Below are 13,663 nucleotides of genomic sequence, written 5' to 3'. Positions count from 1 at the left end.
GTACGGATGCGCGTTCGTCGTCCTAGTCCGCGATGGGGCGCGCCCAGCGCCGCTTCCGGCCGGCCACGCTCGGCTCGGGGGTTCCGCCGGGCTGCGGCGTCAGACGGCCCATGATCAGATGAGTCATGTGGTCGCCGAGCCACTGCGGTGAGGCCTTCTTGTGGCCGGTGGAGAAGCCCGCGTAGAGGGCGCGCACGCCGACCCCGTCTATCATCGCCGCGATGCCGGCCGCTTCCTCGGCGGCGTCAAGGTCAGCATCGATGGAGCCGTCCGCCTGGCCCTTCTGGATCAGATGCTCGAGCGACTTCCTCCACTCGCCCCAGGCTCGACTGATCTCCGCGGCGAGCGCGGGGTGGGAGGCTGCGTAGCCCCAGAACTGGACCCATGCCGCCCACTCCTCCACCTGTTCTTCGCTCATGGGCATCTGGTCCAGCAGCAATCGACGCAGCGCCTCCCGCCCGGTCGGCGCTTCGAGACTCTGCTGGTAGCGCTGGGCTGACCGCTCGTGCAGCAGCTGCAGCGCAGCCGCCACCAGCTCGTCCTTGTCGCGGAAGTAGTGGTGGAGGACGCCGGTTGACCAGCCCGACTCCCGGGCCACGCTGCGCAGGGTGGCTCCGTCCACGCCGTCACGCGCGATACAGCGCAGCACCACTTGGGCGACCTCGCGACGCCGCTCGTCGTGATCGACCACCTTGGGCACGACGACACTCCTCCTGTGGCAGCGTTCGAACAGGTTGCGGACTCTCGGGCCGTGCACAGCCAAGGCAGCCTCGTGGTCAGCATATAACCTATCCGTTGTGCGACGTTGGCGCGGCGCTCGCGCACCCGTGTTCATAAGACGGCGGACATGTTATAAAGGACAAGCCAGCTCGACCGGTCAGGTCAGGGGAAGGACCGGACACACCGTCCCCGCCTCCCGGATTTGGAAAAATGCAGGCGTCCTGCTGTTTCCACCGTGGTGTCGCTAGGCGGGCAAAACCAACGGCAGAGGGAGATCGGCGTGGGCAGTCTGGACGGACGAGTGGCGCTGGTGACCGGCGCGAGTCGTGGCATTGGGGCGGCCGTCGCGCGGCGTCTTGCTGCCGAGGGGGCATCGGTGGCCGCTGTGGCTCGCACCGCCGATCCCGATCAGCGATACGAGGGCAGCCTGCGCGACACGATCGAGGCGATTGCCCATGCCGGTGGGACCGCCATCGCCGTGAGCGCCGACCTCTCCAAGCCCGATGACCGCGAGCGGGCTGTGTTCGAGACCCAGAAGACCTTCGGACCCGTCGACATTCTCGTCAACAACGCTGCGGTGACGTTCGTCGCGCCGGTGCAGGACTTCGCCGAGAAGCGGTTCCGGCTCATGGTGGAGGTGCAAGTATGGGCACCATATCACCTGACCCAGCTCCTGCTACCGGACATGTATGCGCGCGGGTGCGGATGGGTCCTGAACATCTCCTCGCGCATTGCAGAACACCCGCTGGGCCCGCCTTATGATCCCGTGCAGGAGCGAGGATTCTCGGTTTACGGGATGGTAAAGGCGGCGCTCGAGCGATTCACGACGGCGCTCGCCGTCGAGGGCCATGCTCACGGCGTTCGCGCTAACACGCTGGCGCCGCTCGACAACGTAGCCACGCCCGGCGCGGGTGCCCACGACCTGGTCGACGGCTTCGTTCTCGAGGACGAGTCGGTGATGGCCGAGGCCGCACTGGCCCTGGTCGAGGGCGACCTCACCGGGCGCATCGCGCTGTCACAGACATTGCTCGCCGAGCTCGGCCGGGTAGCGACAAGGGCGCGGGCGTGATCGAGCAGAAGTTCACCGGCCGCATGGGCCCCCCGCCGTGGGTGAGCTGGGCGAGCTGCCCGACGGACGGGGGACGCGGTTCAGTGCGTCGTGCCGCGTGACCCTGGGCGCCACGGCTCTCAGCTCGAACCGACACCACCGGAGGGGCAGCTCATGACCGACGAGCAGACGCCGGCGGCGTCCCGGCACTACCCGCAGCGGATCGGTCCCAGTGCGCAATGGCCAGCCGACACCAGCGCCCAGTGGCTGGAGACGAACATCGGTGACGTGCTGCGCGCGCATGCCCGCGAACGACCGGAACGCGCGGCGGTCAGCTGGCAGGACGGCGACACCCTGACGTGCCTCACCTACTCCGAACTTTTAGCCGCGGCGACCCGCGTCGCCCAATGGCTGCTCGAGCTAGCCCGCCCCGGGGAGCGCATAGCGGTCTGGGGCCCGAACAGCATCGAGTGGTTTGTCGTGGAGCACGCCGCGGCACTCGCCGGGATCGCCCTCACTCCACTCAACACCCGTCTCACCGACCCCGAAGTCGAACATATTCTGCGGGAGTCCGGGCCGGTCGTTCTCCTGGCGGCCGATGATTATCATGGCAGCAGCCTGCGAAGCCGCGGCGAGCAGCTTGCCGAGCGGTGTGCCGACCTCGCCGCTGTCCGTGCGCTCGGCGGCTGGCGATCCGCACCACCACCACTCGCCGGACTGCGTGCTCTGCCTGACGTGGCACCGGGCGCGCCCTTCCTCGTTCAATACACATCTGGCACGACCGGCCGTCCCAAAGGGGCCCTGCTCAGCCATCGTGCCGCCCTGAATTGTGCGCGATTTTTCGCGCTACGCCTCGACCCCGGTCCGGACGAGGTTTGGTGCAGCCCGTTGCCCCTCCACCACGTCGGTGGCTCGATCACAATGCTGCTCGCCGCCCTGGCCATCGGCGCAAACTACGTGATCGTTCCAGAATTCGACCCGGTCCTCGTCTTGGACCTGGCTGAACGCTCCCACGCCACCTTCATTGGGGGCGTGCCGACCATGTACGTGGCGATGCTCGACGCGCCCGACTTCGCCGCGCGCGACCTTCGTAGCCTTCAGGGACTGCTGTGCGGCGGGTCGACGGTGCCTCCCGCCCTCGTCCGACGCATAGAGAAGGCGTTCGGCGCTCGGATGGTCATCGGATACGGCCAGAGTGAGTCACCGTGCATCGCCCAGACCTGGCTGGACGACTGCGATCTCGACAAGTCGGAAACCATCGGCCAGCCGCTGCCGTACCGGGACGTCCGCATCGTCCGGCCCGGCACAAGCGAGACCGCGATGCTGCAGGAAATCGGCGAGCTCTGCACCAGATCGGCCATGACCATGGATGGCTACGTTGGTGACACCCTGGTCAGCTTCGACGTCGTCGACGCGGACGGCTGGCTCCATACTGGCGACATGTGTTCGATGGACGGTCGAGGTTTGCTGCGATTCCACGGACGGCTGCGTGAGGTCATCATCCGCGGCGGCGAGAACATCTACCCTCGCGAAGTCGAAGAGGCCCTCATGCAACATCCCGACATTGCGCAGATCGCCGTCGTGGGCATCGCCGACGACCACTGGGGAGAAGAGGTCGCGGCATTCGTGCTCCCAGTGCCGGGAACTGCTCCCAGTGTCGATGATCTCACCGTATTTGCGCGCACGCTCCTCGCTCCCTTCAAGATTCCCCGCGGCTGGGTTTTCGTCTCCTCATTTCCCCTCACGGCGTCCGGAAAGATTAAGAAGCACGAGCTACTGGCGGCGTCGACGGGGTTCCGCCGGGCCATGACCAAGGCTTGCTCCAGCGAAGATCCCTATTAGATATCGATGATTCCTTGCCGTGCGCCGTGCACACAGACAGGCTGATGCCAGGAAGAGATGCCTAGCTAATGTGGGTGCGGCTTTTCTAGAGTGATTGATCATGCTGCGAGTGTGTAACTTCTTTGATCGCGGGCGTGGTGGACGCGCCGTTGCTGGCATCTGATTCGACGGGTGTCGCTCCCGGGCGAGCTAGGGAAAGGCAGGTGAGTAAGCCGCTCGAAGGTAGCTCAGGGCTATACGTGACGTAGGTCGACGGTCGGGTCGCCGATGTACTCCTTGTGCACGCACCAGACGAAGACCACGCCGAAGCCGTGTTCGTGCGGGCAACCGAGAGGCGCAGCGTGGAGCACGCGGCGACGGCGCGTGCCGCCTTCACCATCGCGGGCCTTCCCGCCGGTAGGTGACTGGTTTCGGAACAGGCTGGCCTTGCCTGACGTGGGACCCGTGAACAATGCCCGTCGCGTTTCTCCTGCCCGGCGATCAGTATGGATGCACGCGGCTTGACGATTGCGACGAGTGTTGCCAGGCGCGGAGATCTGGCTAACGGAGGGCGGGACGTCAGACGCTGTCGTGGTAGCGCGTCTGGTGGCATGGCGGCTCGGCGGCGGCGGCTCTTCGCGACCCCACCGGATTACCATTTACGCCCTACACGACAGGATGCGTAGGAACCGTGAGTAGTATCGGCAGGTCGCGAACTCGGAAACGATCTTCGGAGTGCGTGGCGGCCGCAGTATCTGATTCGGCGCATGCCGCTCGCGGGTGAGCTGGGGAAAGCTACGGATCAGAAGGTTGGGGGTTCGAGTCCCTCCGAGCGCGCCGCTCCTGATCTGGGCGAACGTGGCATCCTGGGTGGCGTTCGGGGTGCGGCGTCCCTTTAGGTATCCCTATAACTGTAGGGATGACGACGAGTTGTAGGGATTGGGCAGGCCGGGCGAGACGAGGCACCGGGTCGGTGCGGGGAGCGGTCGCCGGGGGTGTGGGAGGTCCGGGTCGTGGTCGGCTTCGACCCGGTTCGTGGTCGCAGTGTGCAGCGGTCGTTCACGGTCCGCGGGGACGCCGGGTATGCGGAGCGGCGGCGACGTGAGCTGGTTGAGGATGTTGGGGTGACCCGGAAAGCGCCGCCGGCGGGTCTGCACGCGGTTGCCGCCGAGCTGGCCCGGCTGGCGGGGTGGGCGCATTTCGACACCGGCAATCACGGGACCGCGCAGCGGTACTGGCTCGTGGGTCTGCGGGCTGCCCACGAGGCGGGGCAGCCGGCAATCGCGGCGAACGTGCTGCGGTGCATGGCCGGTCAGGAGCGCGTCCTGGGAGATCCCTACAGTGCGATCCGGCTGCTGCGGTCCGCGCTAACCGGTGCCCGCGATGCGATGAGTGCGACCGAGCGGGCGGTTCTGGCCGCAATGCTCGCCCGTTCCTACGGTGACCTCGGGGACCGGCGGGCGGTACAGAGCGCCAACGACCAGGCATATACGTTGATCGAGGAGTCACGCCCGGCGGAGGATCCGCCCTGGGCCTATTGGATCCAGCCGCACGCCATCGCGTTCTCCGCGGGTGACGCACTGCTGTCCACGGGACGGGCGGCCGAGGCTGTTCCCCATCTGCGGCGGGCGGTGGGCGAGGTCGAGGGCTTCCCCCGGGATCAGATCCTCTACCTGACCCGTCTGGGTACGGCACACGTCGACACCGGCGAGATCGACCAGGCCGTCGAACACGGACATCAGGCCATCGCATGCGCGGCCCCACTCGATTCCGGTACCGCCCGTGCCAACATCCAGACTCTGTGCCGGCATGTCCAGGCCACCGGCCACCGTGCTGCCGCCGACCTCGCAGACCATGCCCGCAGTGCTCTGGTCACAGCGCAGGCGTAGCCGTTCGGGAAAGGACGAGGAGGAGCCTGCCGTGAGCCCCGCCACCCGGCGCCCGGCTTCCGACGACCACCCCCGGTGGACCACACCGTCCGGCGCCAGCACGTGGAAACGACTTGTCGGGCCGCATGGCGAGGCTGGCGAGCGGTTGTCATCCCGCCTGCCACAGGTTACAGTTATTTCCGATACTGAGGAGGTGTGGTGGGTAGCTCGGGTGTGGTGGTCGGTGCCGAACGGATCGAGTCGATCCATGGCGATCGGGAGACAGTCACCGCGGCTCAGGCGGCCGTGGCTGCGGCCGTCGGCGCCGAGGTGGTCCTGAAACTTCCCGACGGTACCTACGTCCCCCTCCCGCCTGCGCTCACAAGGCTGGTCGCGGCCTCACTCCGCGAGCTGGCAGCGGGCCATGCGGTTACCATGCTGCCGTCCGAGGCGTTGTTGAGCCCCGCGGAGGCCGGTGAGCTCCTGGGGTTGTCGCGGCCGTTCGTCAGCCGGTTGCTCGACGCCGGAGAGATCCCGTCCGAGCGACTCCCCGAGAGCAGGCACCGCAGGGTGCGCCTGTCGGACGTTCTCGCTTTCCAGCAACAACGCGAGTCCAGGCGTGCGGGCCGGCGGATCATCGCCGAGGCCGCTGACGCGGCCGGTATCCCGTACTGACCGCTACGATGCTCATGCCCATGACCCGGGTACTCGTCGATACGAACGTGCTCTTCCCGTTCTCCGTCATGGATCTCATGTTCGCGCTCACCGAGGACGGCATCCACAACATTCTGTGGACCGATGCGCTCCTGGACGAATGGGAACGGGTCATTGTGCGCTCGGGACGGCGCTCGGTATCCTCGGCGGCGGCGGTCACCGCGGCGGTACGGAAATTCTTCCCCGAGTCGGAGGTTGCGTTCTGCGACTTCGCCGATCTCATCGTCGGCATGCCGGGAAAAGATCCGGACGACCGCGTCCACATGGCAGCCGCAGTCGCCGGGCATGCAACGCATATCGTTACGCGGAACGTATCTGATTTCCCTGAGGCTCCACTCGCAGAATACGGGATCATGGTCACCGACCCGGATACCTATCTATCAGCGTTCTTCCAGCGGTTCAGCGAAGAGATCGTATCGACCGTCGTTCGGCTCGCCGGTGAGAAACGTAATCCGCCGTTGAGCAAGAACGATCTTCTCGATCGCCTGGAACGGGCTGGCGTTGGTCGTTTCATCGCACTCGTGCGTCCCATGATATAGCCAGGTCGCTTAGTGGTCAGCGCCAGGCGGCGCCTCGCGATGCACGCACCCCAGACCCGCTCCTTGATCCGCCTTCCATTCGGTGCGACGAGTGGAAGGAAGACGTCAGGAGGCGCCAGTTTTCGGGCGGAAAATGTATGTCAACCATCCACTCGTGCTGGGCCGGCTACCCACCAAGGTGTCGCTGTTGTCACAGCGGCTAGCCATCCACGCGGGCGCTCTTACTGGCTGTCCGGGCGAAGCATGCGGGTCCGGCGGGCGTCTGCCATGTCGGGCGTCTGGACGTAGGCACTTCCGACGGGAAGCTGCTCGATGTCCTCCGCGAGTTCGCGGCCTGTCCTGGTGCGGAGGAAGCCGGCAGCCTTACGTGACTGCGGGTAGTTGATCCGATAGATAATCTTTGTGCCGGCGTTGGCCAGGACGTCGGGGTGAAAGTCATCGATGCCCTGGCTGGCAACGATGATCGCGATGCCGAACTTCCGGCCTTCCTTCATCAGCTTGGGGAGGGTCGCATCCTTCGCCAGCCGGTGGGCCTCGTCGAGCACGATGGCAAGACGCAGCTTTCCGGTCTGGCCCCAGGAGAACATGTCCTTGTAGACCTTGCGGAGCAGAAACGCACCGGCGGCGACCTGCGCCTGCTCGGCTTCGGCGAAGCCGCGAAGGTCGACGACGAGCCCATTCTTGATCATGTCCTGGACGTTCAGCCCGGTGTCATCCGTGAACAGGCCGTACTCCAGCAGCGGTCGGCACCGGGCGAGCACGTTGGCCACCCCGCGCTCCTTCTCCAGCTCCCCGATCCTGCGCTGGATCTCCTCCAGCGTGGGGATGCCCGTCGGCGGGGTGAGACGGCCGTGGCCGTGGGCCGTGTAGCCGGCCACCAGCGCCTGGTAGACGACGTCCCGCTGGATGTCCCCGAGTCCGCACACGTAGGCGAAGATCTCCGAGACGGACAGTGCGTTCATCTTGTATGCGTGGCGGCCGGCGTCCGCCGCCAGCTCGAACGGCGAGAAGGGCAGGCCTGCGACGGCGTCCTGCACACGCAGGGACTCCGGCCGGCGCGGGTCCTGCCCGAACTGGCCGTGGAAATCGATCACCAGTGTGGGCAGACCCTCCGCCGCCGCTCCCTGGAGCAGCCGGATCGTCGTCTCGGACTTGCCCTGTCCCGGAATACCGAGGATGAACAGGTGGGGGCTGCCCGTCGTGCTCGCCTCCCAGACGATGTCCTCTTCCGGAGGCAGTGTCCGACCCAGCGGCACCCGCACGACCGCCGGCCCCGCCGAAGACTCCGCCACCGTGTCGGCTCGGGCGCTCGTGCCATGCCCGGCCGAGCGCGCGCCCGCGTCACCTGACACGATGATCGGATCGACCATTCGCGGTGGTAGGACGTAGGCGGGACGGCGAGCATCCACATCCTCGTCCACCCCGAGGTCTCTGGCCGTGATGGTACGAATTCGGGTGCCGCCGACCTCGATGTCGGCGGTTCCGTCCTCGCGCAGGACCACGATGTAGCCACTGCGCTGGTAGCCGACCGTCAGACCGCTCGTCTCCAGTCGGTCGACGGCCTCCTGGATGCGGCCGAACTCCGTCGCCTCCGTGATCAGGCCACGGCGCGCGGACCGGCGCAGGTAGTAGCGCAGCAGGGCGGCGAGCCGAGCCCGCTGGAGCGGGCGGTCGATCCGGGCGGGTTCGGTGAAGAACAGCCGGTCGACGGTCTCGATCGTCGCGGCCACCTGCCCCGCGATGTCACGGGCAAGGTCCTCGCTGCCGAGCATGCCGCGCGACTTCACCTCGACGGCCTCGATGCTGACCCGGCGCGTGGTGGGGAACCGTACCAGGAGCAGATCGCAGCGTCGGGCCCGTTGACCGGCCTGGGCCTGGGCCTGGGCCTGGGCCTGGGCCTGGGCTTGGGACTGGCGCCGGGCGCGCGAGCCGAAAAGCTCCGGATGGGCGTCGACGGGGACGATGACCGTGTTCTCGAGGTCACCGAGACGACGCAGATACGCCACCGCCGCCGCGAGTGCGACGGCCTCCTTCGCGCGGTTGTCGTCACCGGTCGCGGCGAGGATCAGCCGGCCCGACACCAGCAGCAGCTCGTCGATGATCGACGATATGGACTCGCCCGGGCGGTGAAAGCCGAGCTCGGTCATGGCGCGCAGGAACATCTTCTCGACGTCCGCCCGGTGTGCGGTCGTGATGGCCATCTGGTGACCGAGCCCGTCGAGGAATTCGGGGGCGTAGTCGAGGATGTAGCGGCGCAGGTCGGTGGTGCGCATGGCTGGGTCGTCGAAGGTGTCCAGCCCAAGGAACCGGTCCAGGACGACCACCCAGTCGCACCGCTCGTGGGCGATGTCGAGCACGCGTGCGGTGTGGCCGCTGACCTCCATCCGCACCCTGGCGATGGCCGCGGACCGCGGCTCGTCCTGTGCCACCGGTCCGTCCTGCGCGGCCGATCCATCCCGGACCGGGGACCCAGCGGCAGGTGTCCTGTCGGCGGCGGCTACGAACAGCGACGTGACGGCCTCCGCGAACCGTCGGTGGATGTCCGTCAGCGGCGTGGAGTCCGAGCCGCGCGCCGGTGGAAAATCGATGCCGGTCACCCACCCGCCGTCCACGCCGAGCTCGGTGACAGGCCGGTTGATCAGGCCGCGGAACGAGACGCTGCCCCCTGTTGCCTTCGGGCTGCCGATGACCAGCTCGGGGCGGCTGACGTCGGTGAGGATCGCCAGGTGCGCGTCGCGTGCCGTGTCGATCGCGTCCAGCGGCGCGGCCAGGATCTCCAGCGCCGGATCGAGGAAACCGCGGCCGCGCCGTGCCCGGTTCTCGGCGAGCTCCTGCTGCAGCTCGCGCAGCCCTGACAGGGGATTGGTCTCCGAGGCACCTTCACCGAAGGCCTCCACCTGGATGTGCGGCGCGAGCGCGCCATCGTCGGCGGCGTTGACCGCTGTTGTCGCCGCATCACCACCGGTGTCGGCCGTGACGACCCGCAGCACCTCGGCGAGGAACGCTCCGCTGCCTGGATTGGTCGCCAGAATCCGCAGCCGTTCGGGTTGATGGTGTGTCTGCCGGTAGAGGCGGATGCGGTCGGCCAGCCGCGCGGCGGGGACCTCGCCCACGCTCACGTCAGCGCTGGGCAGACCGAGGGTGTTGACGACCTCGCTGATGGCGGTGGCCGGGTCCGGCTCACCGACCGGCAGGTAGAGGCCGTGGAGCAGTCGGAGGTTCTGCGCGAACACGTACGGGTTACCGTCGTCGTCGCTGAGCAGAAACGGCACGCGCGCCGGGCTGAGCCGGGCGAGCAGGTCGATGTCCACCTCGCCGGCCCGCTCCTTGTCGGACACGGCGCGTAGCTGGCGACGCCACGCTTCCAGCTCGGAGCAGTACGCGAGATACCAGGCCACCCGCAGCGGGTGCGTGGGCAGCACGACCAGCGCGTTCACCGGATCGCGCCGGCCGAGGTCGATCCGCAGGCGGAGCGTGTCCACGGTGGTGAGCGCCCGGGTGTCGGAGAGGCTGGAGTCACGGCGCAGCGCCCGCCCATAGGCGGCGGTGTAGCGGCTCGCCAGCGTCGCCAGCTCGTCGGTGACGTCGGCGACCTCGATGAGCCCGCGGCCCGGTTGCGCCCGCACCGCGTCGAAGAACTCCCGCCGGGCGGTCAGGAACGCCTTGCCCGCGCCACCTGGCCGCTCGGCGTCGACCAGGACTGCCCCGCTCGCGGAGAACGGCTGGCCAGCCGCAACCACTGCGCCATACCGGCCGACACTGTCTGGTTCGGCCAGGACCCGCTGGCCCAGCTCCCGCAACGCGACGCTGAGGGCGATCCGGGTGGCGTGGCCGCGGCCGAAGCGAAGCTGCAGGTAGGCCAGGTCGGCCTCCTGCCAGCCCTCGCAGGTCTCGGTCTCCGCGTCCGCGCCGGCCTGCAGGGCGCGCAGCCGCGCGATCGGGAGCGACAATGCGCTGTCCCGCCGGACGGTCGTACTCTCCGCCGGCTGTGCGTCGTCAAGGGAGAACTCCTGGCTCACCGCGTGTGCGGGCTGGCCGTCCCGCAATCGGAGCACCTGGTTGTTGCGGTCCAGCGCCTGGATCTGGACAACGACCACCGCCGGGACCCGCTCCGCATCCTCGGTGTCGAGCGCGACCGTCAGCCGATGACTGCGCGCGCTGGCCTTCCCATGCGCGCCGGGAAGCTCGACGTCGAAGTCCGTCTCCTCGCCGTAGTACGCCTCCGACGGGATGATCTCGACCCTCCACCGGGCCACGTCCTTCGGCTTGGCCGGCTCGGTCTTCCAGGTGATCTTGACGAACCCACCTCTGACCGAGCAGGCGGGCAGCGCGCCGTCCGGTCCCGCGCGCAGCCCCGTCCCGACCGGGATGATGCCGTCCGGGTTCGCGAACGGCTCGACATGCAGGGCGACGAGGTCGCTGTCCGCGGGCAGATCCAGCGGCCACCGGTCGAACGTGAGCTCACGGTTCTCGGGGGCGGCGAGGTCGCGCAGCCAGGTGCGTTCCGACAGGCGCGGCACCGCGACCACGAACCGCTCGATGTCCTGGTAGTGCTCGTCGTCCTGGCGCAGCGGGCAGTTGCGTAGCCGCTCGCGGGCGTCCTGCTGCGACCGCGCGGGCTTGACCAGCGCGGTTACGCAGGTGGCGTTGGCCTCGAGCCGGGACGCGAACGACGCGCCGCCGTGGTCGGGGATCAGGCCGACGAGGTGCAGCTGCGCACCCGCCGTGTGCTGGGCGTTGGCGACACCGCCGCCGTCGGCAGGGTCGTTCGCGGCAGCGCTCACGGCGAGCAGGTACTCGACCCGCGCCTGCCTCGACCGGGTGAATGCGCTTGGGCGTACGGTCTGCTGGACTTGGTCGTAGAGCTCACGCAGCGGACGGTCCAGGCGATGGTAGGTATCCCGGGCTATCTTGCCGAACAGCGCCACGAGGTCGATCGCCTCGAACGAGTTCTCCAGGCTGCTGGCCGCCGGGGTGTCGACGCCAGACGGTACGAGCAACAGGAGCGCGGCCGACTTGCGGTTGCGCAGCTCGATCGCGCGCTCGGGACAGATGACTGTGTCATCGTCGCTGTTGGCCGTGCCCAGGACGGCGACCGCTGCCGCGGCGGCCGTGGAGCCGCGCCCCGCTGCGGACGCCTGCGCCAGCGCAGCCTTCTCCCGGACGACGTGGCAGTCGGCATCTCGCAGGTGGTCCAGACGCAGGCAGCGACCGGGCGGGGCGCCACGCAGGAAGTCGGTCACCAGCTGCTCGGCCACCCGGGTGGCCAGCGCGGCGCTCAGGTCGGTCATCGCCGCGCTCCGGCTCCGGCTCCGGCTCCGGCAAGGGGATTGATCACGTACTGGGCGTTGAAGTCGTCCGAAAGATCGGTGAAGAAGCCCATCTGGCGCAGCCGGCCGGTGAACGCGACGAGATTGGTGTTGGCCACGGCCCGCGACGACGCGTCGTCGCGGGCGGCCGGGGGCCGGTCGATGAGCAGCCCCCAGCGGGACTCCAGCGTGGTGAGCAGGTCGGCCAGGCGCATCCGGGGCAGAACGTCTCCCTGTTCGGGGTCCACCAGGGCGCTCAGCAGCAGCGTGGTGAGCAGTTCGTCGGTCATCGCATACCGCCAGGCCCGCCGTCCCCGCAGGTTGCCGCGCAGCAGCCCGGCCTGCTTGCGCATGCCACCGGTGTTCCAGAACCACTGCCCAGCGGCCCTGATCGCGTGCTTCGTCTGCGACTGGCGGATCGCGGCGACGACCTGGTCGAGCTGCGAGTCGCCGGTCGCGGCCCGCGTGAGCTCGGCACGCGCATCCTCGTTCGAGCATCTGGTGATCTTCTTTGTCTCCTCGATGATCCGCTCGAGTTCGATGCCGGCCCGCCACTCGACGTACTGGTCACGGCGCATGTCCACGAGGGCGCGCAGCCAGTCGGGTCCGTGCTTGCCCTGCACATGGGGCTTGAGTTTCGCCTCGTTGCTCGCGTACCGGTCCAGGGTCTTGAGGAGCAGCATGTCGTCGAGGTAGGCGGGCAGCCGCTCCAGGTCCCGGTCGACGCACTCGCCTGCCAGCCGGTCGGAGTCGCCGCCGGTCTGCCGGGTGAAGTCGACGTAGATCTCGGTCTGTGCGGGCGCGAGGTCGACACTGAGATCAGCTGGCGTGCCCTCACCCCGGCACAGGTCGTTGACCAGCGTGAACAGACGCAGCGTCGTGGTGAACAGGCCGATGTTCACCAGTGCCGCCAGGTGGCGCGCCAGCGCGATGGTGGGCAGCCGGTGCCGGTAGACGGTGACGAAGTCCACCAGCTGATCGCCGAGCGTGATCATTACACCCGGCATGACCGGATCCCAGTCGAGCGCAGACCGGGCCGGCAGCGGCCTGCCGGGCGTGAAGCCCTCGAGGTAGTAGAGGCTGAGCAGGACGTTGGCATCCAGATCGGCGGTCGCCTCGTTGAACTCCGGGACGGCACTGTCGGAGATCGACACCCCACGCCCGAACGCCTCCAGGAACAGCGACCTGAGCTCCCCGGCCGGGTTCGGCCTGCCGCGGCGCGCGAGCGCGTCGGTCAGCAGGCGGTAGACGACCAGGTGCACCTTGCGGTGCCGGGCACCCTCCACCGGGAGTCCGGCCCGGTATGCGCCGATGTGGATGGGCTGGACTGCCGCCAGTTGCACGTCCCGGCGACCGCGCCCGCCATGGCCGAGCCGGACCACAGTCGTGTTCACCCACTGTTCGAGCAGCGCCCGCCCGTGCTCATCGTCAAACCCGCGCAGGGCGGGATGGCCGGCGAGTGTCTCGATGTACGAACCCGGATCGGTGGGCCGCGCGTCCGACCGGCTGAGCCGCCGGCCGTTGGTGACCACCATCTCGAACAGCACGGGCAGGAACCGGTCGACGTCGAAGTCGTTCAGCTCGACCCCGGTGAGCCGTTCGAAAGAGTACGACCGGAGGTCCTTGGGCAGGACGAGCGTCATC

General features: G+C 68.3%; 8 protein-coding genes. 5 read left to right on the top strand and 3 right to left on the bottom strand.

What is annotated here, in order from left to right:
* Window positions 1-22: 22 nt before the first annotated feature.
* Entirely contained in the window at window positions 23-700 is a 678-nt protein-coding gene (locus tag U9979_RS00995; protein ID WP_322777871.1) for a TetR/AcrR family transcriptional regulator, read from the bottom strand.
* Between the two features lie 294 nt (window positions 701-994).
* Here U9979_RS00995 and U9979_RS00990 point away from each other — a divergent pair, with 294 nt between their 5' ends.
* From U9979_RS00990 to U9979_RS00970, 5 genes are all read left to right on the top strand, one after another.
* Window positions 995-1,789, top strand: a complete 795-nt coding sequence (locus tag U9979_RS00990; RefSeq protein WP_416219143.1) for an SDR family NAD(P)-dependent oxidoreductase — start codon at window positions 995-997, stop codon at window positions 1,787-1,789.
* A gap of 153 nt (window positions 1,790-1,942) precedes the next feature.
* On the top strand, window positions 1,943-3,610 hold the full coding sequence (locus U9979_RS00985; RefSeq protein ID WP_322777869.1) for a class I adenylate-forming enzyme family protein: 1,668 nt from the start codon (window positions 1,943-1,945) through the stop codon (window positions 3,608-3,610).
* Between the two features lie 992 nt (window positions 3,611-4,602).
* Window positions 4,603-5,478, top strand: a complete 876-nt coding sequence (locus U9979_RS00980) for a hypothetical protein (RefSeq protein WP_322777868.1) — start codon at window positions 4,603-4,605, stop codon at window positions 5,476-5,478.
* A 198-nt stretch (window positions 5,479-5,676) separates the two neighbouring features.
* Window positions 5,677-6,132 (top strand): helix-turn-helix domain-containing protein, encoded by a 456-nt coding sequence (locus tag U9979_RS00975; RefSeq protein WP_322751624.1) that lies wholly within the window; start codon window positions 5,677-5,679, stop codon window positions 6,130-6,132.
* 20 nt (window positions 6,133-6,152) lie between these two features.
* Window positions 6,153-6,710: a PIN domain-containing protein gene (locus U9979_RS00970; RefSeq protein ID WP_322777867.1), complete on the top strand. Its 558-nt coding sequence runs from the start codon at window positions 6,153-6,155 to the stop codon at window positions 6,708-6,710.
* Window positions 6,711-6,931: 221 nt separating this feature from the next.
* Here the strand turns inward: U9979_RS00970 and U9979_RS00965 are convergent, their stop codons facing one another.
* Window positions 6,932-12,001, bottom strand: coding sequence for a helicase HerA domain-containing protein (locus U9979_RS00965; RefSeq protein ID WP_322777866.1), 5,070 nt, complete (start codon window positions 11,999-12,001; stop codon window positions 6,932-6,934).
* Window positions 11,998-13,662 carry a methylation-associated defense system protein MAD7 gene (gene mads7 / locus U9979_RS00960; RefSeq protein WP_322777865.1) on the bottom strand — a complete coding sequence of 555 codons (1,665 nt, stop codon included), beginning with the start codon at window positions 13,660-13,662 and terminating at the stop codon, window positions 11,998-12,000. The genes U9979_RS00965 and mads7 overlap by 4 nt, the downstream gene beginning before the upstream one ends.
* Window position 13,663: the final 1 nt, after the last annotated feature.

Source organism: Protofrankia sp. Cas4, from assembly GCF_963555915.1.
Classification (GTDB): domain Bacteria; phylum Actinomycetota; class Actinomycetes; order Frankiales; family Frankiaceae; genus Protofrankia.
Note: the sequence above shows the minus strand (reverse complement) of the source record. Positions and strands in the feature narration are given on the sequence as shown.

What these genes read in the sequence shown, in the direction of transcription:
- U9979_RS00985 (WP_322777869.1), top strand. Translation starts at nt 1,943, where the DNA reads ATGACCGACGAGCAGACGCCGGCGGCGTCCCGGCACTACCCGCAGCGG.
- U9979_RS00970 (WP_322777867.1), top strand. Translation starts at nt 6,153, where the DNA reads ATGACCCGGGTACTCGTCGATACGAACGTGCTCTTCCCGTTCTCCGTC.
- U9979_RS00965 (WP_322777866.1), bottom strand. Translation starts at nt 12,001, where the DNA reads ATGACCGACCTGAGCGCCGCGCTGGCCACCCGGGTGGCCGAGCAGCTG.
- mads7 (WP_322777865.1), bottom strand. Translation starts at nt 13,662, where the DNA reads ATGACGCTCGTCCTGCCCAAGGACCTCCGGTCGTACTCTTTCGAACGG.